The organism is Candidatus Sarmatiella mevalonica, assembly GCF_016751895.1.
GTDB lineage: Bacteria > Pseudomonadota > Alphaproteobacteria > Rickettsiales > Rickettsiaceae > Sarmatiella > Sarmatiella mevalonica.
In genome coordinates, this window is record NZ_JACVVM010000009.1 from 1 (window position 1) to 25,304 (window position 25,304).

Sequence of the window (25,304 nt, forward strand, 5' to 3'; positions counted from 1 at the left end):
TTAATTTCAAAAATGATTTCGTTAATAAATTACTTGCCGCTTGATGCTAAAATAATCACGAACAACCTTCTTCACCCCTCGCATTGGCTAATTGTTAATTAAATACTTACGCAAGAGGTCTTATTGATCTGTTTACTATTAATAGGTAAATTTTTTTTCTAAATGATTACTCCAAGTTTTGGGGGTGTAGATGATAATACTTGGATTTTGCGCTAACAGCCATAACGCTCCACCTTTATGATCCCAATGTTTGTGAGAAATAATAAGGTAATTAATTGAAGTAGGGTTGATATGTAACTTTTTTAAATTATTTTCTAATATTGTAGGTTTAGCCCCAGTATCGAACATAATTCTTGCATCTGGATGCTCAATAACGCAAGAAAACCCCCAATCACTCTCAAGTGTCGGTTGATGAATATTATTATCATATACAGTGGTAATTGTAATCAATTTTTTACTTTCTGCATTCATAAACAATAGACTCATCTTGATTAGATGGAGAAGAGGAAGGGGTAAAAGCCTTGACTGTTCTAATGCACCCAAAACCAACAGACTCGAGCATCCTTATTAACCGATCTGGTTCATAGATCATGAGATTATATTCTTCTATTTCTGTATGAATAATACGATTTGTCTCTACAAGCTCATATTTACCAATAATATTGCAAATATCGCCAGTCATTACCGTAAGACTACTAGATATGATTTTTTGACCATTCGGTTTGAGCCATACTGAACCTTGCCATACACCTTGCTGCAGTACAGAAGCTAATGTTTCGGTCTCAAATACAAAAACGCCATCTTCATCTAAATGATTATATATAGCTTTAAGCGCTAGTTCTGCTTGCGCGGAGTCAGTTATCAAACCAAAAGAGCCGACGGGAATAAAGATCAATTTGTATTTTATTGCGCAATTTAAATCTTCAACAAAACCTTTCCAAACCTTCGCCTCTAAATTTCTAACCCCAGCCTTAGTATGCAAAGCTTGCAGCATATGGTCACTCGCATCAAACTCATGCACATCCAACCCCTCCTCAAGCAAAGGAAGGAGGAATCGGCCTGTGCCACACATCGGTTCTAAAATACAACCATTTGCGTTACAGCACAATTGCGATAAAAAGCGTATGCATCGCTTGGTGGAGTTGGTTTACTTAACTCATACACTTGAGTGCAAAGACTAAGGTAAGTATCCAAAGCTTTTTTCATATCATAAACCTCGTCAACAGAGATCTAAGAAAACCAAATATTACGACAACAAGGAATTAGAAGCGAGAATAATTGCTCCGGTGAGTAATTAGGGAGTGGTGCGGTCGAGAAGACTCGAACTTCCAACCATTTCTGGACAGCGACCTCAACGCTGCGCGTATACCAATTCCGCCACGACCGCATATGAACAATAACAAGAGCTTTTAGAGTTAAAGAGAATACGAATGTAAACTCACATTATCTTCCTATTTCAACTCTCTATTACTCTCTACTTTTCTCTAGCCTCTCTACTTCTGATCTTTAACATTCACTTCCTGCAGAGCTGCATTGAGGGTGATATCGGGCTTTGTAACATTGCCAGCAGCCCTTAACCGTAAATCATATCGCATTATTTTCTCAGAGGCAATATCTTTTTGAGTATAAAATGCAATAATCGCATTTAAATCAATTCGCGAGTTCTCTAGATTCAGTGCTATACTAGAGCTTACAGCCGTTCTATGAGTTTGCAGCGAAACATCTGTGAGCTTAAGCTGACCACTCATCATGCTCCCATGAAATTTACACTGTTTTGCGTAGGTTTTATTCCCACCGTCACTGGCATTGCTATTAATAACACTCAAAAACTCTTGGGGGTTAAAATTTTGCATGTTCAGCACCTGGTCTAAGTCTCCAATACGCAAATTCAGGTCTCTAGCAACACACTGAAAATCAGCGTGCAAATTATTAACAAATCGCCTATCGGTATAATACCAAGTAGAACTGCCGCTTAAACTAGCCATACCATCCTGGATAAAATTTATCTTTTTCGGCATGACATTTGCTTTATATAGTGCCTCTACATCCATATTGCGTATTTGCCAAACACCAGCGCAATTCTTATTCCTCGCATCTAATCGCCCCTTCCATTCAAACGCTCCATCAAACACTTTGCCATTAACATTTTCAATCACAAACATATACTCTATGTTATGTAGATTAAAATTCACGCCACTCATGTGCAATGAGTCAATATCTAACAATGCTAGCGAGCCTTGAGCATGCAAGTTTATGTTTTGCCAATAGGTTTGGTCAATCAAACGCCTTAACCCTAGCACCATCTTATCATGGGAACGTAAGGTTAAACGCTCACCCTTAACGTTTAATGTAAAGACCGGCTTGAGTTTCTTACAATCTATATTCAAATCGCCGCTAACAGGGCCAGTTTTAGTATTAGCTGATACTGAAGTGAACAATAGACCGCTAGAGAGTAGAGTATGGGTGCGCACATCACTAAGAGCATGAGTAAAAAATTGCAATTTTTTAATATTCCAGTCCACTTCTAATATTACACCCAGGGTTCTAATATCAATAAAATGAGCAAAATAATTGTTATCTTGAGTTTTAAATAACGGCAATAACTTCTCTACACCCCAACTATCTTCGCCAATCACATGCTTGTTCGTATTGCAATTAATAAGAATTTTAACTGGCAAGTTCTCGGTATTCTCTTTAGCACCTATCACGTTTTCTACAAGAATATCACCATCTGAAATTCTCTCTTGTGTATTATTCATCTCAAAATGACATTTTAAGTCGCGTATAGATCCTGCTGCACTTAAATCTATACCATCCCCAACACTACAACTCAGTTGAAAAACGCCATTGCTATTGGTAGTAAAAATACAATCCTTTATACTAAAACGTTCTAGAAAAAAATTTTGCAGTTTAATCTCGACGTTTTGATCAAACGCTCTAAAAACATTAAAGAACTTAAATCCGTTAATTAATCCATAAATGCTAGGCACTTTCACATCCTTCATATCTATCATAAATCGATGCGCGCCATATTCTAAAAAACCTACAGAACGATCATTCAAAATAATCTCAAACTTCATTTTCTCTTTCTCGTAATCGCTTAATTTCTGTAAAATCAAACTATGATCCATACAACGGATCCGTACGCTAGACTCTGTTTTGTGCAAAAAAATATCAGTTACACTATGATACTGATATTCTAGAGTATGAATTCTTATAGTCCTGTTAGACAATAACCGAACATCATCCTCAAAAACCATATCAATCAATAGTCTCTCGTGAGAATCAGAATCTTGGACTAGATGCATCCGATCTATTATAATATCCTTGTGATCTAATACTACGTTTTCGCACACTACATCATGCAAACCTAACTTCCTTATTTTTATCTGTAATGGAAAGTACATCATCTCCATTGCTTCTATATTCATCTGAGATTGAGCTTGCGCCAGTAATATCTCATCTCTAATTGCTCTTAGCTTAAATAGATCAAAAACATAGTATATTATAAAGGAAAATATTGTAATGAGCGCAATACTTACGCTGATCTTAATTGAGTTCATGCAAGATTATTTGTTGTAAAATGATTTATCGCGTTGTATCCTCGTATAATTAGGTTGTTTTTGAGATCCATTTTAAAGGTATAATTAAAAGGCTAAAAGATTTTGAGTCAAGCAAACCGATAGCCGCTTAAAAGAGCAAAGTTAAAAAACCTAATGCCATACTAAGAGTAATGTCGGCAGGCCAAAGTAACAAAGTTTCAACGATTGATCTACCTATAATAGTGACATAATCTATACTCCATATCAAGCAAAAAAAGACGTGGTATAAAAAATGAATAAAACCGAATTATGTTTAGTGGGAGTTGTTGCCAAATCTCATGGTATACTAGGTAAAGTAATAATCCACTCCTTTACCCATATCCCACAAACCATCTTTACATTTAATTTAATAGATGAGCAATGCAACGAACATAAAATTAAAATGCTCAGTGCAAAGAGCGCGAATAGATTTATTTGCGAAATGAACAATGCGCGTAGCAGAACGGAAGCTGAGACATTGCAAGGACTTCAACTTTTTTGTTTAAAACAATGCCTACCCAAAATAGAAGATGAAGATGAGTTTTATATAGAAAATCTTAAAAATTTACCGGTAGTAAATAGCAAAAGCATGTACGAAATTGGTATTGTGCGAGATGTGCTAAATTTTGGAGCTGGTGATATTTTAGAAATTGTTTATAATGATGGTGTGACTGATTTGATACTATTTACAAAACAAAACTTCCCTTCCATTACCAACCAATACGTGCTAATAAACTTAACAGATTAAAATCTAGTTATCAACACCTCTTATTAGCATGACCTCTCATCATGGCGGATTTATAGCTAATAGCTAGGGCAACGCATAGCACAGCAAAGCCAACAACAATAGCAGTGAGCATTAAAACATGTGGCAAGGGAGCGCAGTAGCCCTGCGCGCCTACCTCTTTTGTTAAAATAGGATGATGACAATGAGCAGTTTTACCCAAAGCTAAATAAAAAATCAAAATAGAATTTTGCAAAATAGTTAAACCAAACACTTTGCGCAAATCTAACGCTAAAAATGCTTGCCAAGTAATGCAATCTACTAGATCCAAAGAGTTGGAAAATCTATACGTCTTACAGCAATACTCTCTATATAGAGCATCTAAAACAAGAAATAAACCAAATGAGAAAAGTGCTGAGAAAATATAATATATAAAATGAGACATAAATTATACTATTTATTATTGCCACCCAGCTCGATATCTCTAGCTTGTTGCAAAATCTTCATCTCCATATCCGAGGCTATTACTTGATTTGCTACGCCTTGCCCCCACGATCCATCCCTCTCTTTTTTTCTTTCAAAGACCTTAACCTCGATATTTTGAGTGTCAACCATACCAGGCTTCACCAGAATATGCACTTGCATACTTTGGTTTTTAGAGTTATTATACCAATCTGTAACAATCATGCCACTATTGGTATCTATAGAACTAAGTGGCGCGTTATTTAATACATTCAGTGCTGCTTGCCACATAGATTGACTAATCTTCCCTCCCCCTCTGTTGGCTATATTAGGCTTAAAAGTCATCCCGTCTCCAGGTAGCACACTACCCAGCTCTTCTAATCTCTGGTCACGTAGTGTTTGTGGATAACCATCAGCATCATCCTTGTCGGCACTATAAGCAACCGATATACTCAGAATACATGATACTAATACATAAAAAAACTTATACTTACACATCATAGGGTTTGAAAAATAATTTCAGTTGTTGACATCCTTTATAGCAATATTCATAGAATATATCAATACAGACTGATCTCATCAAGATACATTTTATCATATAGCCTTTACAACATATTATATAAGTATAAAGTATAACTATTCTCTTTTCAATCTAAAGTATATAATGAAAAGTGGATACTAAAAAATAATAGCAAAGGTAATAGTTAACATGCTAAAAACACCAATAAAACCACGAATCTTCCTTCAGATCGCTAACATTCTCCTGCTCTTCATACATTTTGAAGTTTTTGCCAGAGGCCTCGGAGGATTTCATGGTGGGCTCTCTGCGCCAATTAGCACTCGCTTTGATGGAGCAAAAAGCATAGATTTAAACCAAAGTGACAAACATTTAGATGAAGCAAAAACTGCAGTAGTATTGCGTAATGCGCGCGATAATCAAGACTATTATAATCAAGAGTTTTATAATGGCTTTGGAGCCGCTATTGGCATAGATACCATAAGTGGCGTGGTAGGCAATCCGTATTATTCGCCTTATGTTCCATATTATTATGGCGCTCCAGCTGGACAACCATATCCAACAAACTATCCTACGGACAATAATATCATCATCAACCAACCAACTAACCAAAATCAAACTCCACAAGGCGACTCCCAGCAAAATCTTCAAGGCGATCAATCTAATACGAAAAATGAAGATGAAAATGCATTTAACCCATATAGGAGCGCAAGGGATGAAGAAATCTTTAGGATCCTACCGCGCGATATCGTACTAGGCGACCCTCAGTCTAAAATACTTGTGATAGAATATTTTGCATATACCTGCTATCATTGCAGCGAATATCATAACACAACTTTCTACAAGATTAAGGAAAAGTACATAGATACTAATAAAGTTGCTTATGTACTAAGAACGTATGTAAGTAATAGACTAGATGTAGATGCATCGCTATTAGCTCTTTGCACGGGCCAACCAGAGGATTTTAAGAAGATCACAAATGATATACTAAGCAAACAACAAGAATGGATAAATCATAGGATATACCTTCAAGATTTCCTAGAAATTGCAAAATCTCATGGATTAACCGCAGAGCAATGCACCACCTGTCTACAAAACAAAGAACTGATGAAAGAATTAATAACCAAAAGTAGAGCGGTGCATATGAATAGAAAATTTATTGGTACACCTGCTATTTACGTAAATGGCGAAAGATGCTCTCATCATTCTTTCGAAATATTAACACGAACTATAGAGCGAGCTATAAAGCGAACTATGGAACAAACTATGGAACAAACTGTAGAAAACTAATTATCATAACCAAACAATAAATTATTTCCTATATGTAATCCATTTTTATCAGTAATGATCTCCAGCGACACTCCATCTTCTGTAGGCTGAGAATGGTCTAATACAATTTTTTTCAATACCCCACGCTGCAAAAAGAAATGAGCTGGAATAAATTTATCTATTAACTTTTCATGATTCCGTAAAAAAAGAGTAATACAAGCGGCAGGTTGTGCACATTCAAACAGACTCACTTCACCAACGCACTTCGCCCCCGCAACATCATTCATTACTATCTCTAACATTTCAATGTTCGCTTTTAAACAATCTAATTGTTTAATAACATTTGTTATAGATCTTACCTGTATATATTCTTTCTTCTTATTATCCATGGTAGCATCAACTTTAAAGGCGCAGAGTAATTTATAAGAATCTGGTGATAGATTAAATAACATAAAATTTAGGTCGAGAATATTAATGTCATCCCGTTGATTTTGAAGATTAAAGAGTTGATAATTACCGGTATAACATCCTAAGGATTTTATTTTGCCATCCCTACTGTATGCTATTTTCGCCATCGCTCTTTCATCACCTTTTTTATCATCACTCAATGCAACTTTATATTCATGAGTAATTTGGTCAAGTTGTTTATCTTGCAGCGCAAACAATAAACCATCTTCCGGCGTAAGGTTTAATTCAAATGACGCGAGATTAAGGCTACATGATAGACTGTTTGTGAGTATCAAGTAGTTACTAAACTTGTTGTAGATCACCAACTTTGGTCTATCAATTCTTACTTTTATGTTGAATGGAAAACCGGCAATATAAATGCTATCATACATGATGTGAGTGGCGTGATTATTATTGCATTGCGCGATATTATCTGTAATAAGCGAGCGCAGGAGATTTGCGCATACAAACCATGCAATGCAATACAAAATAGCAAGCAGAATGCATAACTTACAAAAAATGTTAAAAACTCTAAAAATCATATTATTTTTCGCTCGTCTTACTTATGGAGATTGTTCTCAGGAGTAATGTTAAGCATCATTCAAAAAACTTTGATTATTGAACGAGCTAAGCATTTCACTGATAATAAAGTATTAATTAACAATTTGTAAACCAATTACATTGCCCATACTAGCTGAATTTAATATCATCATTTTTTATTAATCATTTTTTACTAACATATGACAACTAATAATATTTTTATCAATCCTTTAGCAAATTTTTCATCTCCAATATTGGCTTATAACCAGTCATTAGATCAAATTGAGTATTATGTCGAAAGATTTTGCATTTCTACAATTACGCAAACGACGATGCATCAGTGGGATGAGGAAAAACTCAAATTACTCGAAGAAAATCTAAACCTGCATTTTTTTACATTAAGTAGCCTGATACATAGCGATGCTGACGAAGATTTAAAAAAGATTGCTCGCCAAATGGTGAAAAAACATTTTGATAGTCAAAAACAAGATTTCTTCTATACCTTACTAATAGACACTCCTCAGCTAGATATAGGGCTTATCATGCAGCCTTCTTTAATGCAGTTGGATAGTAACCAAAAACCATCTCAGATTATAGACGCGATAAAACATTGCAGAACATCGATACTCAATATTCTTAATACCGCAAGAAAGCACAACCATTTATTACTCACACAAAACTACGAAAAGATTCTAAAAAATATCGAAACATTCGAAGAACAAGAATTATGTTTGTTTTTTACTTTATGCACGAACTTTTTTCATCCTGAAGCCCCGATCTTTAAAGCAATTATAGCAAAGACGCTGGAAAGCTTAGTCGCTTTAGCCACACCTCCAGAAGAAGCGCTTTTTACTCTCAATCAATCCTTCTATCAACTAAATACTCACGACAAAAACTCTGCATATGTTATCAAATCCACCCCCTTCATCTTCGTTTTGCAATTTAAACCAAAAATTGGCAAATATCACTTAATCCATGTGATAGGTAATGCTATTGAGCGTGATGTACAATATCTGCAAGCTATCTCAACCAAGCACTCTTTGCGCGCTCAGAGATATAGAGCCCCCATTGCGACTCGTCATTTGTTATCTGCGGAAGAAATAAGCGAATTACAGAGAGAGCAAGAACAATTCGCAACTCAAAAGCCTGATAAGATAATAAAAATGCCGGACTTGACCGCTATAATAGAATATAATGAATATCCTGATCACTTTGAAGACGAGTGTTTAAAGGTATTAGACGTGCTTCACGCTGTGCATAATACTCCTACAAAACATTTACTAGATATTGTTGAAGGCAAGAAGACGATAGACGATATAATTGATCCACAAATATTACGCTTCTGTTGCGCATTGCAATTACTAGAGCATAGCCCTCAAGGCTCTGATGCGCAACAAGCAGCGCGCGCTTTATGTACTTCTTATCCAGAGCAACGGATTCAATTCAAGATTGCCAGAATAAACAAAGAGATTGAGTTTATCTACTGCATTCAATATCAAGATGAACTTGAATTTAGTAAATCATTAAATCGTTTTAAAAATAAAATCACAAGCGCCATTAATAATATCAAGGAAGCGCGGTTAGATCTCATGAATAAAACGGAGAAAGAAATAGTTCAAATCGTTCAAGATGACAAAAATGATTGTAAAATTTTAGCAATGTCTTCTATCTTATTAAGCAACGCAACTAATTCTTTCTTTACTCAACAATTGTTAAAAAAAATATTAGACAATCACTCTCCGGAGTTATTTATTAATCCACATATAGAAATTATTCAAGGATGTTTTTCTTGTCAAATATCTTTTCATTTACCGCAAATAATAAAAGAGGCTGTGCTACTTATAAACATATCTGATGCAGAACTGGAGCAGAAAGTAATGTCTGATCTACAAGATGCAGTAAATGCTCAAAATTTATTACAGAAATGTAAATTTCTACCGGAATCAATAGAAGCGCACATCTATGGAGTAGCGACAAAATACTACTATAATCAAGAATCCTTTGAAAAAGCCAAGTTTTATCTATCAGAAACAATCAAGCTCGCTCCAGATTATAAAAATGCATTAGAGTTTTTTGCTAAAATTAACACTTTTGACCCGCGCCAGATTTTTGAACAAATGAATCAAGCGTTCCGAAATCAATCAATCAGCAAAGATCAGATATTGGATTATGAACAAAAATTAATAGAATATAAAGAATTATTATATATGCTATATTACCAATGTGCTCAATATTATCTGCAAACTAATGAGCCATGTAATGCATATATATACCTTAACTCCGCAACATCCATATATCCTAATAGTAAAATAGATAAAGCTATAAGAGCGCTACATCAAACCCTCTATAAGCATTCTATAAAATAGTATCACCACGGCTTAACTTCATGCATGTTCAAAGTTCTGCGCTTTCATTTGCTCCTTGCATTTGCTCATCATGAGAGAACTTGGAAAGAAGTCTAAGGTTACCTCACGTCATTCTCTCGACGCATTGATCGGCAATATACCATGAATTGTGCTTATAAATATTTTCTACATCTAAAAGTTGTTTTATCGCCAAATTCATTGTATAATTAGACTTATAAGTGCAACAAAAGGCGGAGTATTCTGAGAAACAATTATGTTAAATAAAGCGGTAGACTATGTGCTATGCAATAAATTCTTGCAATTAGCAGGACAAGAATTAAGCATAACTCAAGATCACTATAACAACGCTATACCTCTATATAGACAATTTTGTACAATTTTCATCTCAACCTTAATACAAAATAGACGAGATCTAAACAAACAAAACATGACTCACTTACAACGCTATGCAGATGAGGCTTTCCATTTTATTTCCAAAACAGATGATAGCAACAAAACTAAACTAGATTTTAGTTATATAGCTAATGAAGAGCAAATACGTATCATGCTTCTAGGCAAAACGAAAATTTTTCGTAAAATACAGAGCGTATTAGCTAAATATAATTTAAATAATGTACTTTACAGCTTTTTAATTCTGCCAATCACAAGAGACAAGGCTGGCAACCTTAACCAAATAGACGATCTGCCTAAAGCACATACGGAATATTTGTCTTACATTAGAATTACTAACATTAAAAACCAAGAGCACAGGCAAGTTATATATAACGACATTCTGTATTTAATTAATACAGAGCATTTCCAGAAACAAATGGATATTCTAAAACCAATTGTGCATGCATGCGACTGGGATGAGGCTTTTGATAGCATCTCGAGCATTGCAAACATTGAACACAAAATTCCAGTAGTTGTGCTGCATGAAGTTTTTCCAGATTATTACAAAACACTCTTTACTCCACAAGAAGCTATATTAGACCTAGAAAAATTATTTGAATCGGCATCATTAAACGAAGTAAGTTTCAGCGTGCAGATTCACAGTAATAATCAGGCAGTTTTTAAATTCTATAATGCAGGCTCCGATCTAACATTAGAGCAGTTATACCCATACATTCAAAGTTTTGGGTTAGAAACCACCTGCGCGCAATTCTTTCAAATAGGTGATTCTCATCTTAATGGCAATATTCATGTAATATATACGCACAGCAGAGATAAACTAAACCTGGGAGCCCCAGGGGTTGCGCAGAACTTATCTGATACTATATACTACTCGCTCAATCGCTTTGTAACCCTGGATATTCTCAATAGTTTAATTATATCTACGGCAATCAATTGGAATGAGGTGAGATTGCTAAGAACATGCTTGCAGTTTTTGAAGCAAATTAATATCTCGCACGACACTACTTATACTAAGAATGTTTTACTCAAGCATTACGAATACACGCAGCTGCTTATCGCTTATTTTCACGCAAAATTCAACCCGCTCACATGCAATAAAGAGCATGTATATCGTACGCAGGAGCAAATCACGCAATATCTATATCATGTAGAAAATGCCAACGAGGAGAGTATCTTGCATGACTTATTCTCCGTTTTGACAGCAATAGTACGTACTAATTTCTTCCAGTTTGATAAGTATAATAAATTCAAAAAATATCTTTCTTTTAAATTTCAATCATCATTACTGCCAGGATTAAAGCACACAGAAGCGCTATATGAAACCTTCGTACATGGGGAAAGTTTTGAAGGCATACACTTAAGGAGCGATAGAATCGCTCGCGGTGGCATTAGATGGTCAGAACGCCCCGTAGACTACCGCCAGGAAGTATTGGCATTAATGAAAACGCAAGTTATTAAAAACTCTATTATAGTGCCTTCCGGTGCAAAAGGTGGATTTGTGCTTTATTTTTCGAAGGCAGACTATCCTAATCAAAAAGAATATATGCAAAGAGTGGTACAGTGTTATCAAGATTTTTTAAGGGGTATCTTAGACATTACAGACAATATTGTGAACGGCCAGACCACGCATCCCACTCAAAGCATAATATACGATCAGGAGGATTCATACCTTGTGGTTGCAGCGGATAAAGGGACCGCTAATTTCTCTCAATATGCTAATGAGGTATCAAAAGAGTATGATTTTTGGCTAGGAGACGCTTTTGCTTCGGGTGGCGAGCAAGGATATAACCACAAGGCCATTGGCATTACAGCAAAAGGTGCCTGGATTAGCGCTCAAGAGCATTGCAGGCAATTAGGTATAGATGAAATTACCATGGTTGGGATTGGCGACATGTCTGGCGATGTGTTTGGTAATGGTCTATTACTTTCAAATAAAATTAAGCTCATCGCCGCTTTTAACCACAAACATATTTTTTTAGACCCACATCCAGATCCAATCGCATCTTTTCAAGAAAGGAGTAGATTGTTTAATCTCCCTAATTCTTCATGGCAAGATTATAGCCCATCTACTATATCCCATGGGGGCGGAGTATTTCTGAGAGATGCGAGGTTTATACCGCTAACATACGAAATCATTGATATACTGGACATCAATGCAATGCATTTTATGAATCAAGATGAAATAAAAGCAAAGATTGATGTAGTAGGCAATAAAGAGCTAGCTCAATATCAATTTTTTATTACACCAGCAAACCTCATTAAAGCTATTTTGCAAGCGCCCGTAGATTTAATTTGGAATGGTGGGATAGGTAATTACATTAAGGCTTCCACGCAAAGCAATTCTCAAGTCAAAGATAAAATTAACGATAACGTGCGCTGTGATGCAAAGGATATTAGAGCAAAGGCAATATGCGAAGGAGGTAACTTAGGACTTTCTCAGGAAGCAAGGATAGAGTTTGCAAAAACACGTAATGGGTTAGTAAACGCCGATTTTATCGATAATTCTGGTGGAGTGGATTGCTCTGATCATGAAGTAAATATCAAAATTGTCTTAAACAAAGCGGTTGCAAATGGAAAGATTTCTCTTGCCGAGCGTAATGATTTATTAAGGCAGATGGAAGCGAGTGTCGAGCGAGCTGTGCTGAATAATAACACGGATCAGATATTGGCAATCTCATTGCTTAATTTTAATCAATCGCATGGCGTGGATGGTATGGGCAATTTAATTGACATCCTAGAGTATAATGGGGAGTTAGATAGAAAGGTCGATCATTTGCCCTCTAAGGAAGAAATCAAAGAGCGTATTATGCGCAAAGACTCGATGTATCGCCCAGAACTCGCAATGATCTTATCGCGCACTAAAACCGCCTTAAAAAACAAATTAATGCATTCACAAATTCTTGAGGAGGAGATAGTGAAGAAATATTTAATAAATTATTTTCCTCAACAAATGCGCGAAAAATTTCAGGATGAAATATTAAACAGCCCACTAAGTAAAGAAATTAGCGCAAACGCCCTGGCAAACCTAGTGGTGAACCGTTCGGTATATAAAATACCCCGTTTGCTTGGTATAGAAAACGAAAAGGCATTCGCAAACACTATTAAAACTTATTTGATTTTAGAAGATAATTTAGGATTAGAGGAGATATGGCACAAAATAATTGCACTAAATTTAAAATTTAATGACGAACTAACTGTGCTTAATGATGTAGGCACGCTCACTGGCAGGGCGTTACAGTGGTTTAGTGCTAACACAGATATATATCAGTCTCATATATATCAATATATTCAAGACATGAACATTAGAGCGATGGTGGAAAATGAAAAAGCTATACTCTGTTCTAACAAAATCTCGGAAGAATATACTAGGCACTATGCGCGCTATAGAGAAATCGGTCTTACTGATGATATAGCCAGATTTATCGCCAATTACCACTACATCATTGAAATATTAGACATACTACAAATACACGCCATCACGAAGCTCGACACTCAAGTGATTGCTAGCACATATTTTGGACTCTCTTCTAAGATGGGTTTAAGCGAATTAATAGAGCAGTACTCCAAAATCTCCACTAGTTCTTATTGGCAACAACTTTCGATCAGTGCTCTTAAAAGAAGTTTATATCAATCACAGAAATCATTGACAATAAATATTCTGAAAATACATAAAAAATCCAAAGACATGGTGCAAGCTTGGATGGACAGAAATGTTGATATGGTGCAAGATGCTCTAGATTTCATTCATCGCATTAAACGTGATAAACAGATAGATATCGATACTATGATTTTAATCAATAAAAAATTTGAAAATTTAGTACATGCAGCAGGATAACCTATACCCACTTCTTCCTAGGCTCGCTCATCCTAGTGACGCTTTCATGGTAGATGTCTGGCAGTTTGACACTATCTCGAAATCATAATAATATCAAGGAAACTACAATAGACTTCTTCCCAAACGCGTTCGTCATGGCTTTGCAATTACACTCTCTGGGCTCACATTTACGTCAGTTCATTTCAGCACTTCCACTCATCTTCGCGCTCTTGCTATGTTGCGGTTGTGAGAAAGAGAAAAGCGATGTGTTAAAGGTGGTTACTTCCGCCGATTATCCGCCATTTGAATATTATGAAAACGACCAGATTGTAGGGTTTGACGCTGATTTAGCAAAACTCATCGCCCAAGAGCTCGGCGTTGATCTTGCAATTGCTTCCATGCAATTTAGCAACATTCTAATGGCAATACAGAATGGGTCTGCAGACGTGGCAATCTCCAGCATTAGCGCAACGCCTCAAAGGAGTAAGAATTTTGATTTCTCAGATTCGTATTACATCCAAGACCTAGTATTAGTGTATAATAAAACTCTACAACCTACTTCTATTGATGATTTTAAGAATTATGTAGTGGGGGCTCAGATAGGTAGTGCGATGGAGCAGTGGCTAAGCAAGCATGAAGATGTGCGGGTGTCTTTATTTGATAATAACAACCAAGCTATAGAGGCTTTAAAAGCGGGATATATTAATGCCTTACTACTAGACCAGCCCCAGGCACAAGCTTTTTGCGCAGTTAATACTGGCTTAACTTACATGAAAGTAGATGATGGTGCTGGCTATCGTATTGCGCTGGCCAAGAATTCGCCATTAACAGCAAAAATTAACCAAATCATCAAGAATTTACAGGCATCAGGGGAGATAGAAAAATTAAAAGCAAAATGGTTGAACGCGCAGCAAGAAAATAGCAATAAGCAATAAATAATAAGCAAAATGAGAGCATGAATATCCAGTTACTAGATTCTTTGTTATTTATAGGACATGGGATATTAGACACCGCTCGTATACTATGCTCAAGTTTACTATTTGGCGCTATTGGTGGGCTGTTGTTAGTATTGCTAAGGTATCACCGCCTTTCTCGTTTGATTGCCAAATTTCTCATCTCCATCATCAGAGGCACCCCTCTTATTCTGCAATTAAATCTAGTATATTTTAGTGCCCCAACCTTATTCAATATTAAACTTTCGGTGTTTTGGGCGGCTGTTGCGGCTTGTGGCATAAATAGCTCTGCATATATAGCCGAAATTTTTAGGGCCGGAATGGAGGTGGTACCATCAGGGCAGTTTGAGGCGGCTAAAACTCTACGCATTCCATTGTTTTACACCTGGAAGGACATCATTCTACCGCAAGTATTAAAAAACATTCTGCCAGCATTAATAAATGAAGTGATCTCTTTACTTAAAGAAACGGCAATAGTGGGGGTGATAGGTGGGCTGGATATTATGCGCCGCTCGCAAATTTTGGGGGCGTATAATTTTAATTACTTCACGCCTTTGTGTATAGCTGGTTTTTATTATTATTTTTTAGTTACTCTCATTGAATTTTTAGGTAAAAGAATAGAAAAAAAATGCAGTTATGATCAACATCAAAAAACTCTCCCTAACATTAAATAATCATCTCGTTTTAAATCAAATCGACACCACCATAGACTATGGCATCATCGGATTGACCGGCCCTTCGGGGGGCGGCAAGTCTAGCCTGCTAAGATTAATTATAGGCTTAGAGAAGGTGCAGCAAGGTGAGATTATCATTTCTAACCCGCATATAGGCTTTATGTTTCAAGACTTCCAGTTGTTTCCGCACATGAATGTAATAGAAAATATTACATACGCGCCCAAATTGCACAACCAACCTAATTACACTCAATATGCGCAGGAGTTACTGCATAAATTAGGACTACAAGATAAGATGCATCATATGCCACACCAACTTTCCGGTGGGCAAAAACAGAGGGTGGCGCTTGCGAGGAGTCTTGTAACTAAACCTGATTTATTGCTGTGTGATGAACCGACTTCTGGGTTAGATGGGGATAGCACATATAACATCATACACTTATTACAAACAATTCATAAGCAAGATAAGATTGGGATGCTTATCGCCTCGCATGACTTACACTTTTTGCAGCTGATAGCCAACAGAGTGATAGGATTGAAGGATGGTAAGATTTTTTTAGATGTACATCCAGCAGAAGTGAATTTGAGGAGTGTAATAGCCCCTAAACTTGATTCTATGTGCTGTGATTAAAAAATAAAACTTTCGTGTATCAATTGAAACTTCATCTGACGGACGGTATTTTTTTTACAAGTGATAGTCAGATAAGTTAAGATTTAAGTTATACGCCTTGCGTTTATCACGGTAACGATTCGATAAAATGCGGAAGTTTTTATACGTCTTTTAACAATTATCTTATTATATTTTATAATAAAACATTAGCAGCATAAAACACATCAGCTCTACACCCAACATACTCTGTGTTTTTTAAGTTCATAACTTACTTTCTTACTTACGCAACAGGTCTATTACCCAGATGTCTTGCTAAATCTAACAATCCTAATTTAGACTTAATTTTTTTGTTGTAAATTGCGCATTTCAATCTCTATTCTTACTGTGTTAACGGAGATTAGCTCTGTTGCTACAGCGCTATAACGGGTTACGCGCTCCAGTCCGCTAATCTCCTTCTTTTATAGCATAATGTCAGATCAAATTCAAACTAATACATGCAAGGACAGTTCTAATTTCACAGTCATGAACTTTTCCCTGGTAAGTGTTACCCCTTACCCCACGCTAAGTTTTTGCATTAATTGCCAAATATCCTGTCTGGCACAAATTTTGCTGACATCAGATAATGCGCAGCATTTATTCCAAAAATAATCTAATATCGTCATACATAATGCAAACTCTTCCGGCGAGTCAGGCGCCACATCATGAATAAAACATTGAGGCAAAACGAAAAGTTTATCATGGTAAGCTAATCCAATATCTCTACTTATTGCACAACCAGATTTCGGCGAAAGGTAATACAGATTTTTTTTATCTTTAGTCACTGCGCAGCGATCCAAACTCAAACCATAACCAGCTCTCGATAGTAATAAAAGTTCAAACTGAATATAAAGTTTTGGATCTAACATATTTTGCTTTGCTAGGCGATCCATGAAATTCATTAGTTTATAGAAAAGCACCATATCCGCGCTATGCGCTGCAAACGCAGTGCTAATGAGCTGCAATATAGCATGCACAGCCTTTAGTCTAAAATAAGAAAATAAAAAATGTATAGCATAAGACTGTATTAACTCACACTTAGCAAATCCTAAACCATCAACTTTTCTCGATTTCCAAGTAAACTGTATCAAATCGCCAGACTGTATTTTGTCACGCTTTATGAGTGCGCGACATACGCCATGATCTTTAGTAAAAACCGTGATAACACTTCTCTGCTCTTCAAAATCTTGTGCATTGAGTAGGAATGCTTGATCATTAATCTGGGGCATATGTTGTTTGTTTTTTATGCATTAGAGCTGTTGCGTAAGTAAGATATTAACTGCTCAGTCTCTTTATGGCTTAGAGTGCGATTTTTTCTATCGCAACCAACTTCGCGACCAATCGTTCCAAAGTTTTAATTATTCTGCATACCCTTGAAACATCGATCCCAAGCATAAAACCTATCTGCATTTGAATGCTGTAAGTACGATAGTATAAGCAGCATCATCAACATTTGCCAACGACTTTCTTTGCCCATGATACTTCAAGTTTCTTCACTAAAATATCAAATTCTTCGCAACTAATGCCAAATAATCTTAAAAAGATTCTTGGATGTTTCCTGATTTTTGTATATGATATTGCCATATATGGAGTAGTTTTGTGTTGAAATAAACTCCATATATACCTTCTGTCTTGAAAAATCAAGACCTCTTTCTATCATTAGGCGATATATTCTCACTTACGCAACAGGTCTAGTGTTTGTTTTTATGTATTTTGATTTACCATCAATGAGGCTGAAATACATACTCTGCAAATGCTCAAATTGCTTAAAAGAATAAAATATGCCACAATAGGATTGGCTAGTACATGATTCTTTGTCAGATGTCGCTACTGATACTTATAACACACATCATAAAGTAATGAGAGAGATAATTCTAGATACCGAAACCACCGGGTTAGACCCAGAGACAAACCATCGCGTTGTTGAGATAGGAGCGATAGAAATGATAAACAAATTTGTGACTGGTCGCAAATTTCATACATACATCAACCCACAACGTGACATGCCCACAGAGGCTTATAGAATACATGGCATTTCTGAAGCGTTCCTTAAAAATAAACCTCTTTTTGCTGATATTGTAGATGACTTTCTGTCTTTTATTGGTGATTCGGTGCTTGTAATACACAACGCTCCCTTTGATATCAAATTTTTAAACCACGAACTCAGTTTAGTTAATAGGGGGAAGTTAGATATTTTGAATACTATAGACACCTTATTACTTGCACGCCAAATGTTTTCCGGCAACAGAAATAGCCTCGATGCGTTATGTAAAATGTTTAAAATTGACAACTCCGCACGCCAGCTACACGGCGCACTACTCGACGCCTCCTTGTTGGCAGAAGTATATATAGAGCTTACTGGTGGTAGACAGAGTAAGTTGTTTGATGAAGGCCAGGTGCAGGAGTTAAACAAATCCCATGAGCGTAAGAGAGTTGCTAGAACTTTTGCTACTGTTGCACCAAGCGACGCAGAGCTAAAGATGCATGAACAATTTATAGCAAAGGAAGTGAAAAAATCATAATGCGCTGCTAACATCAAATATAAAAACCTATTCTTATTTTATTATGCAACTTAATGCGTTTGATGTAATAATGCTATCTATCCTTACGCTTTCCGCTGTTTTTGGCACATACAGAGGCATGATTAGGTTGGTGATAGGTTTTGTTGCTTTTGTACTTTCGATCGTTTGCGCTTACTGCTTATATTTCCCATTTTTTCTTGTTATTAAAATGTATGTAAGTAGTGGACTCATCTCTTCTTGCCTATCAATCATTTGCTCCTATTTCTTATCACTTTTTGGCGTAAGTTTGATGAGCGGTAAGTGTAATAGTTATTTTAGCCATACAGGTGCTGGTAATATGTTAGCGGGTATGATGCTTGGCTTGTTTAGAGGGGCGTTTTTTTGTTGGACAATCTTTTTGTTTATAGCCGTCGTCTCTTCAGACCAATATTCTAACGCTTCAAATGCCCTAGAGGTGGTAGAGGATTTAGATGTAGATAAATATCCTTGTTGGCTAAAATCCGCCAAAACATTTCATACCTTGCAAGCTTTGCATAACAATATGTGCGAAAACGTCTTGCCAAGGAAGTTTTTGCAAAATATTAGCTTACAAAACGAACAAAATGTATATAAAATGTATAATAAGACTGAAGATAAAGTGATTGAAGATAAAGTGAAGGAGGGCGGAGATGAAGAAATGAATAAACATGAAAATCATCAAGACCTGGAGAATTTGGAAGTTTTGATACAAGAAGAAATTCAAAAGATAGAGAATTAACGTTTACATATAATGAGAGGTTGTGTATTATGGGCATGAGTATTACTCATCTTCTAGTGATAGTTTTAGTGGTGTTTATTTTATTTGGCGCCGGTAAATTGCCTAGCGTGATGCAGGAATTAGGAAAGGGGGTGAGAGCTTTTAAAAAAGCGATGGACGATAAAGAAGAAAATAAAGAGTAATTTTATTTCTTACATTATTTTCTGATGCCTTATGCAGCTTCTAAAAAACTAAATAAAGTTTGAATATTTAAAATTTGAATATGTCTATAACACTTATAAAATATGTTGTTGGTAATAAATTGTTCACGCGCTCCAAATTACTATGCCTAATATTTTTGCTACTCACTCCTTGCAGCATATTTGGTGCTGAGGAGGCAAAGGAAGAGAAACAAACCAACAATAAGAGCGATCAATACTACTATAAGCAGTTTCATCAGATCTTTGAAAGAGTTAACAAAGATTATGTGCAAGAGCCAGATAAACAAAAAATGCTAGATGAAGCAATAAATGGCATGCTTATGGGGCTGGATCCTCATTCTGGTTATTATGTTGATGATGACCTAGAAGAGTTGCTAAGTTATAGCAAGGGAGAATTTGGTGGTATTGGCGTGGAAGTGGTATATGAAAATGGAGCGGTGAAAGTAGTATCACCAATTGACGGATTATCTGCAGATAAGGCCGGCATTCAATCAGGTGATTATGTGATTGCTGTAGATGACGAGCCAGTATCTAATCTTGGTTTTCAAAAAGCTGTAAAGGCTATGAGAGGAGATCCTGGCACTAAAGTGAAGCTTTTAATTAGTCGAGATAGTGAACCTAAACCATTTGAAGTAGAGTTAAAAAGAACTACTGTGCAAACAAAGCCAGTTAAAACGCATTTAATGTCAAACGATGTGGCTTATGTGCGTGTGAGCGCTTTTAATGAGCATACTTATGATGATTTTAAGAAAGGCATAAAAAAACTGAATGGTGCAACAAAAGGTGGCATGATTAAGGGGATGATTTTGGATCTGCGCAATAATCCTGGTGGGCTACTGGATCAGGCTGTTAAGATGTGCGAATATTTTATAGATCATGGCACGATAGTAAGTACTAAAGGTAGATTAGAATTTAGCCAAAAGGTGTTTTTAGCTAGTAGATTTGTAGATAAAATACCGCAAACTATTCCGATAGTTGTGTTAGTGAATGCCGGTTCAGCTTCAGCATCAGAGATAGTGGCCGGATGTTTACAAGATCATAAAAAAGCGGTGTTGGTGGGTGAAAAAACTTTCGGCAAAGGGTCTGTTCAAACTATCGTGCCTGTAGATAATAGGTCGGCCATTAAAATTACCACGGCAAAATATTATACTCCTAGCGGTCGCTCTATACAAGGCGAAGGGATTGAGCCGGATATTGTTGTGGCTCAAGCTAAAATTGATTATATCGATAATAGCAAAAAGTTTTCTGAAGCTTCGTATAGAAATCATATCAAGAATGATAAGGATGAAGACAAAAAAGATAAAGAGAAAGATAAAGAAAAAGATATGAAATCTTCGGATGTAGAACAAACCGCTCCTAAGAGTGTTGGGCATACTTCGAATGAAGTTGGCGAGGAGAAGAAGAAAGCGGAGGATGGCAAGAAGAACAAGAGTAACGAGTATGCAGATTTATACAACAAAGATTATCAGTTCTCTAAGGCTTTTGATATCCTGTCTGCATTGATTCTAGAAAGAGGACGTGCGAATCAATAGACTGTTTTTACGCTCGATTCTTGATGACAAATGCGTCGTCGCTGTCGATGCTCGAATCCTCAAGGTAATTTATGTATACTTAGTCGTTCTGCGCTTCTTATGCTCCTTACATTTGTTTTGACCTAGCGCGAGTTTAGAAAGATATCTAATAAAGACGAGGAGGTGGTTTTGAAAAAATTTTTTTTGACATTGAATTTATTGTTGTTTTTGTTCTTACTTCTACTTTGCGGGTTATGTTTTATAGCTTTGCAGGAGAGGGAGTTGAGTGCTAGCATGAAGAGTGGGACATATGCTTTAGTGTACTGCCTTTAAAAGCGCATCGCCTCTGCAATGGCCCGTCTCTGAGGTGTATTGCAGTTGCATTTTATGAAACTGCTTTGACGTCGCTATTAATAAATAATTTTTGAATATCATGAAGAATATATGAAGAGTATGTTGTATTTGCGATCAATTTTAATAAACGCTAAATCTCCTGCCAAACTCGCTCAAGTTATGAGCGAATGCAAAAGACGAATGAAAGCCCAGAACGCCCAAGCATACATGGAGTTAGAGGATCCAGGCATTGGAGCAAGGCCACAGTTGGCGTCGGAAGTAGAGTTCCGTAAAAGCTCCGCTTCCACCGCAACTAGGCAGTGGCAATCGCAGGGGCATTGCATCGGCGGAGAATGCTTTGTTAGAGTTGTTGCCCGCACCTTCTTGTTAGCATTAGTGGCACTCACTTTTTTGTGCTCGATGAATGCCCATGCTTCATTACGCTCTAAATCAATAAATTTTGATGATGGTAAAGATAAGAGTAATGAGATTAATGATTTAAAAGATCAGATTACAGACCTTACGAATAAGGTAGAGATTTTGGAGCATCTAGTGAATCAATTATTAAAAACAGGCGCGCATCCCCTACCGCCAGAACAATTGCAGGATGCTGGAATAGTTAGTAGGAGCGCGAGGAATAGCCGTCAAGACGCTGATGGTTATGAGGAAGCACAGAGAATGAATAAATCTGCCAAGGATCTTTGGGAGTCTCAGAGGAATAAGTTGCAAGGAGAGGTGAGCGATGCGCGGCAAGAGGATCGGCGACAAGTGAATGCGCGTGAGGATTTAGCGCAAGAACGGTCTAGAGGGCAAAGGGCGGAACAAGGACGTGCGCAAGGACAAGGACAAGGGCAGGAACAGGGGCAAGATAAAGTCCAACGTGATGCGCAAACTCTAGAGGATGCATATGAAAGACAGCAAAGGGCTGCGGCGCAGAGGTCTGAGGCGCCACAATCGCATCAGCAAGCACCTGCAGAGGGCGGCGGGGCAAAAGATCGAGGAGGTCGACCTAGCGCAGAGAAGGTAGAGTATGACGAAGCATTGGCTGCGCTCAAAGAAAATAAACTGCAGGAGGCGGAGAGGAGGTTTCAGAGTTTTATTAACAAATACCCTAAGAGTAATTTACAGAGCAATGCTTACTTTTGGTACGCAGAGTCTTTCTTTAAGCGTAACGCATTCGAAAAGGCTGCTGTTTATTATTTAAAGGGTTACAAGATGTTTCCTAAGGGTGGAAAGGCAGCTGATTCTTTATTAAAGCTTGCCTCGTGCCTTTCTTCTTTGAACAAGAAGAGTGAGGCGTGCGCTATATTGAAGAAGTTAGATTTAGAGTTTCCAAATAGGCCGGCACCATCTGTAAAGCGCGCGCAGGATTTGAAGGCGAAGTTGGGGTGTGATTAGGAGTTGAATTGCTCCTTTTACTCTGCTTTTTTAATGTTATCGTGTACGCGTTTTAGAGAGCTGCAATCTTTGCTTATACACTTATTAGAGATTAGAGATAGCAATGAATGCTCGAAATGAAGCAAGAGGAGAGAGCATAATAGTTAATGTAAGTAATTATTAATATAATATTTTTGTAAATAATTTATAAGTAATAAGTAGACCTCTCTCCAAACTCGCTCATGACGAGCGAATGCGAGGAGTATACGAAGCGCAGAACCGCAGCGTATATGAAGTACGTGAGGATTCGAGCGTCGACAGCCACGACGCAGTTGCAATCAGGAGTAGAGTTTCGAAAGAGGTCTAGTGTATTTTGATACAAAAAAGAAGTCTAATGCCAAATATCTAAAACGAAGAAAATCTTGTGGGTAATAGCAGATGTAGTAATTTTTAGTTGAATATCTCATAATTTAATGTTATTATTATAAATATCAATGAGTTGTTCAATTTTCTTTAATTTCTCACGCCAATGTCCACACAATACACAAACTCAATAATACTCGCGTGAGGTTTAGACGAAAAACTACAACAAGCTCGGGGATATCAACACATATTATTACTCGCTCCTACTGGCCGCGGTAAAGGAGTGACGTTTGTTCTTCCTACCTTATTAACGCTAGAAGAATCATGCATTGTGCATGACATCAAGCTAGAAAACTTTCGCTGTACAAGTGGATATCGGGAATCTATTGGTCATAAGATCCTGGTTTTCAATCCATTGAATTCAGAATATAAAACTCACAGATACAATCCGCTTGATTATGTGAGTGCTGATATAAAGAAAAAAATAAATGATCTATATAAAATAGCAGATTTATTAATTGGAGAAAATGCCGCCAGCAAGATATTATTCGTTGGTTTGGCGCTGTATTCTTCTGCCATCAATGCAAAACAGACAATAGGCGAGATTGCCAGGATGGTTAATGATGACTTAGAGCAGGAGTTATCCCGCGGTCTAAAAACTTTGGATTCTTCGAAGCGCGCAGATTGTATTAAAATGTTGAACGGATTTTTAAGTCAGTCTAGTAATTCAAAAAGAAAAGCGATTGATCATTTAAAAACAGCGCTATACTTATGGCTCAACCCATTTATAGACTACGCTACATCCGCCTCGGACTTTGATATCGCCTCATTTAAAAATAATAAAACTACATTATATGTTGGTCTGCAGCCTACAGATATAGAAAGACTAAAACCTCTCATGCGTCTTTTCTATAATCACGCCCTTGCGGAGTTAGTCAAATCAGCTGAATCTTGCGTTACCGAAGAAGAAAATGGCGGCGTGACTGTGATGTTGGATGAATTTTGCACAATAGGTAAATTAGAAAAATATACTTTTTCATATTTAAGAGGCTATAAAGTTAGACTATGCCTGATTGCTTCAGATATTCATCAAATCGAAGGGCTTTATGGCACAAAGGAGACTTTTGATATCGTATCTAATTGTCATTTTAAAGTATTTTTTGCACCGCATGATCGCGAGACAGCGCAGTATATATCATCTTTATGTATAGATCATACTGAGCCAAGAGAGTTGCTGTCTTGGCAGCAAATTATGGCACTACCTCAAGATGAGCAAATAGTGTTAGCAGATCAACAACCACTTATTATATCTAAGAAAACCAAATATTACGACAACAAGGAATTAGAAGCGAGAATAATTGCTCCAGTGAATAATTAAGGAGTGGTGCGGTCGAGAAGACTCGAACTTCTCACCGTTCTGGACAGCGCCTCACGAATCTTCCTTTCGAAACTCTACTCTTAGCAGCCCGTATCGCGTTACTCCAATGCTCGAACTCCCACGTACTTCATATATAGTAAATTAAGTTGAAATTTGAGTATATAATGCGATAAAATAAAAAGAAAATGCCATCATCCTATATAGTAATTTAGATTGAATTAGGTATTTTAAAGAAATAGCTTCATATAATTGATCAAATTCAGTAATTTGATTTTTAATCCAACATTTCATATTAGCCCAAAATTTCCCTATTGGATTCAGATCTGGTGAATATGGAGGCAAAAAAGCGATCCTGTAATTTACTAATGCAATCAATTTTCTTGTCTTCTTAGATTTATGAAAAGAAGCATTGTCCACTCAGCTTTCAAATAATAGTGTATTGCATGAACCATTAAATACCATAGGTGCTATTGATTT

The 25,304-nt window shown here is 36.7% G+C and carries 23 protein-coding genes, 1 tRNA gene and 1 pseudogene; 14 read left to right on the forward strand and 11 right to left on the reverse strand.

The features are described from left to right. Positions 1-138: 138 nt before the first annotated feature. The 5 genes from Sarmat_RS01385 to Sarmat_RS01400 all read right to left on the reverse strand — a co-directional run bounded on the left by Sarmat_RS01385 (position 139) and on the right by Sarmat_RS01400 (position 3,563). Positions 139-471, reverse strand: coding sequence for an MBL fold metallo-hydrolase (locus tag Sarmat_RS01385; RefSeq protein WP_202149064.1), 333 nt, complete (start codon positions 469-471; stop codon positions 139-141). Then, complete coding sequence (locus tag Sarmat_RS01390) at positions 455-1,108, reverse strand: class I SAM-dependent methyltransferase (RefSeq protein ID WP_202149065.1); 654 nt, start codon at positions 1,106-1,108, stop codon at positions 455-457. The genes Sarmat_RS01385 and Sarmat_RS01390 overlap by 17 nt, the downstream gene beginning before the upstream one ends. Beyond that, complete coding sequence (locus tag Sarmat_RS07025) at positions 1,078-1,206, reverse strand: hypothetical protein (RefSeq protein WP_279611726.1); 129 nt, start codon at positions 1,204-1,206, stop codon at positions 1,078-1,080. Before Sarmat_RS07025 ends, Sarmat_RS01390 begins: the two co-directional genes overlap by 31 nt. A gap of 96 nt (positions 1,207-1,302) precedes the next feature. Further along, positions 1,303-1,387: transfer RNA gene (locus tag Sarmat_RS01395), tRNA-Leu, on the reverse strand. Positions 1,388-1,493: 106 nt separating this feature from the next. After that, positions 1,494-3,563: an AsmA family protein gene (locus Sarmat_RS01400; protein ID WP_202149066.1), complete on the reverse strand. Its 2,070-nt coding sequence runs from the start codon at positions 3,561-3,563 to the stop codon at positions 1,494-1,496. A 271-nt stretch (positions 3,564-3,834) separates the two neighbouring features. Here Sarmat_RS01400 and rimM point away from each other — a divergent pair, with 271 nt between their 5' ends. Then, a complete protein-coding gene (gene rimM, locus Sarmat_RS01405; protein WP_202149067.1) occupies positions 3,835-4,329 on the forward strand; it encodes a ribosome maturation factor RimM in 495 nt (164 codons plus the stop codon). Between the two features lie 10 nt (positions 4,330-4,339). Here the strand turns inward: rimM and Sarmat_RS01410 are convergent, their stop codons facing one another. After that, positions 4,340-4,750, reverse strand: a complete 411-nt coding sequence (locus Sarmat_RS01410; RefSeq protein WP_202149068.1) for a sodium:proton antiporter — start codon at positions 4,748-4,750, stop codon at positions 4,340-4,342. A gap of 8 nt (positions 4,751-4,758) precedes the next feature. Then, entirely contained in the window at positions 4,759-5,268 is a 510-nt protein-coding gene (locus Sarmat_RS01415; protein WP_202149069.1) for a DUF3576 domain-containing protein, read from the reverse strand. Positions 5,269-5,476: 208 nt separating this feature from the next. On the opposite strand from Sarmat_RS01415, the gene Sarmat_RS01420 reads away from it, so the two are divergent. Continuing rightward, complete coding sequence (locus Sarmat_RS01420; protein WP_202149070.1) at positions 5,477-6,574, forward strand: thioredoxin domain-containing protein; 1,098 nt, start codon at positions 5,477-5,479, stop codon at positions 6,572-6,574. Here the strand turns inward: Sarmat_RS01420 and Sarmat_RS01425 are convergent. Further along, positions 6,571-7,542: a hypothetical protein gene (locus Sarmat_RS01425; RefSeq protein ID WP_202149071.1), complete on the reverse strand. Its 972-nt coding sequence runs from the start codon at positions 7,540-7,542 to the stop codon at positions 6,571-6,573. The genes Sarmat_RS01420 and Sarmat_RS01425 overlap by 4 nt on opposite strands. A gap of 198 nt (positions 7,543-7,740) precedes the next feature. On the opposite strand from Sarmat_RS01425, the gene Sarmat_RS01430 reads away from it, so the two are divergent. From Sarmat_RS01430 to Sarmat_RS01450, 5 genes are all read left to right on the forward strand, one after another. Continuing rightward, positions 7,741-9,906 carry a hypothetical protein gene (locus Sarmat_RS01430; protein ID WP_202149072.1) on the forward strand — a complete coding sequence of 722 codons (2,166 nt, stop codon included), beginning with the start codon at positions 7,741-7,743 and terminating at the stop codon, positions 9,904-9,906. Positions 9,907-10,159: 253 nt separating this feature from the next. Further along, entirely contained in the window at positions 10,160-14,134 is a 3,975-nt protein-coding gene (locus Sarmat_RS01435; RefSeq protein WP_202149073.1) for an NAD-glutamate dehydrogenase domain-containing protein, read from the forward strand. A 134-nt stretch (positions 14,135-14,268) separates the two neighbouring features. Beyond that, the gene (locus Sarmat_RS01440) at positions 14,269-15,048 is read left to right on the forward strand and encodes an ABC transporter substrate-binding protein (protein ID WP_202149074.1); all 780 of its coding nucleotides are present in this window, start codon (positions 14,269-14,271) and stop codon (positions 15,046-15,048) included. A gap of 20 nt (positions 15,049-15,068) precedes the next feature. Then, positions 15,069-15,740, forward strand: a complete 672-nt coding sequence (locus Sarmat_RS01445; RefSeq protein ID WP_202149075.1) for an amino acid ABC transporter permease — start codon at positions 15,069-15,071, stop codon at positions 15,738-15,740. Continuing rightward, positions 15,703-16,371 (forward strand): ATP-binding cassette domain-containing protein, encoded by a 669-nt coding sequence (locus Sarmat_RS01450; protein WP_202149076.1) that lies wholly within the window; start codon positions 15,703-15,705, stop codon positions 16,369-16,371. The genes Sarmat_RS01445 and Sarmat_RS01450 overlap by 38 nt, the downstream gene beginning before the upstream one ends. Before the next feature lie 530 nt (positions 16,372-16,901). Here Sarmat_RS01450 and recO read toward each other — a convergent pair. Beyond that, complete coding sequence (gene recO / locus Sarmat_RS01455; protein WP_202149077.1) at positions 16,902-17,615, reverse strand: DNA repair protein RecO; 714 nt, start codon at positions 17,613-17,615, stop codon at positions 16,902-16,904. Between the two features lie 217 nt (positions 17,616-17,832). Continuing rightward, positions 17,833-17,970, reverse strand: coding sequence for a hypothetical protein (locus tag Sarmat_RS01460; protein WP_202149078.1), 138 nt, complete (start codon positions 17,968-17,970; stop codon positions 17,833-17,835). Between the two features lie 275 nt (positions 17,971-18,245). Here Sarmat_RS01460 and dnaQ point away from each other — a divergent pair, with 275 nt between their 5' ends. The 7 genes and pseudogenes from dnaQ to Sarmat_RS01490 form a co-directional block, all read left to right on the forward strand. Continuing rightward, positions 18,246-18,908, forward strand: a complete 663-nt coding sequence (gene dnaQ, locus Sarmat_RS01465; RefSeq protein ID WP_202149079.1) for a DNA polymerase III subunit epsilon — start codon at positions 18,246-18,248, stop codon at positions 18,906-18,908. Between the two features lie 43 nt (positions 18,909-18,951). Beyond that, entirely contained in the window at positions 18,952-19,665 is a 714-nt protein-coding gene (locus tag Sarmat_RS01470; protein WP_202149080.1) for a CvpA family protein, read from the forward strand. Positions 19,666-19,694: 29 nt separating this feature from the next. Continuing rightward, entirely contained in the window at positions 19,695-19,847 is a 153-nt protein-coding gene (locus tag Sarmat_RS01475) for a Sec-independent protein translocase subunit TatA (RefSeq protein WP_202149081.1), read from the forward strand. 80 nt (positions 19,848-19,927) lie between these two features. Then, the gene (locus Sarmat_RS01480; protein ID WP_202149082.1) at positions 19,928-21,397 is read left to right on the forward strand and encodes a S41 family peptidase; all 1,470 of its coding nucleotides are present in this window, start codon (positions 19,928-19,930) and stop codon (positions 21,395-21,397) included. 492 nt (positions 21,398-21,889) lie between these two features. Then, positions 21,890-23,107, forward strand: coding sequence for a tol-pal system protein YbgF (gene ybgF / locus Sarmat_RS01485; RefSeq protein ID WP_202149083.1), 1,218 nt, complete (start codon positions 21,890-21,892; stop codon positions 23,105-23,107). A gap of 221 nt (positions 23,108-23,328) precedes the next feature. After that, positions 23,329-23,463 carry a hypothetical protein gene (locus Sarmat_RS07030; protein WP_279611728.1) on the forward strand — a complete coding sequence of 45 codons (135 nt, stop codon included), beginning with the start codon at positions 23,329-23,331 and terminating at the stop codon, positions 23,461-23,463. 218 nt (positions 23,464-23,681) lie between these two features. Further along, positions 23,682-24,827: pseudogene (locus Sarmat_RS01490) on the forward strand (type IV secretory system conjugative DNA transfer family protein); the annotation flags it as partial. A 141-nt stretch (positions 24,828-24,968) separates the two neighbouring features. Here the strand turns inward: Sarmat_RS01490 and Sarmat_RS01495 are convergent. Continuing rightward, positions 24,969-25,244: a transposase gene (locus tag Sarmat_RS01495; protein ID WP_202149085.1), complete on the reverse strand. Its 276-nt coding sequence runs from the start codon at positions 25,242-25,244 to the stop codon at positions 24,969-24,971. Positions 25,245-25,304 lie beyond the last annotated feature (60 nt).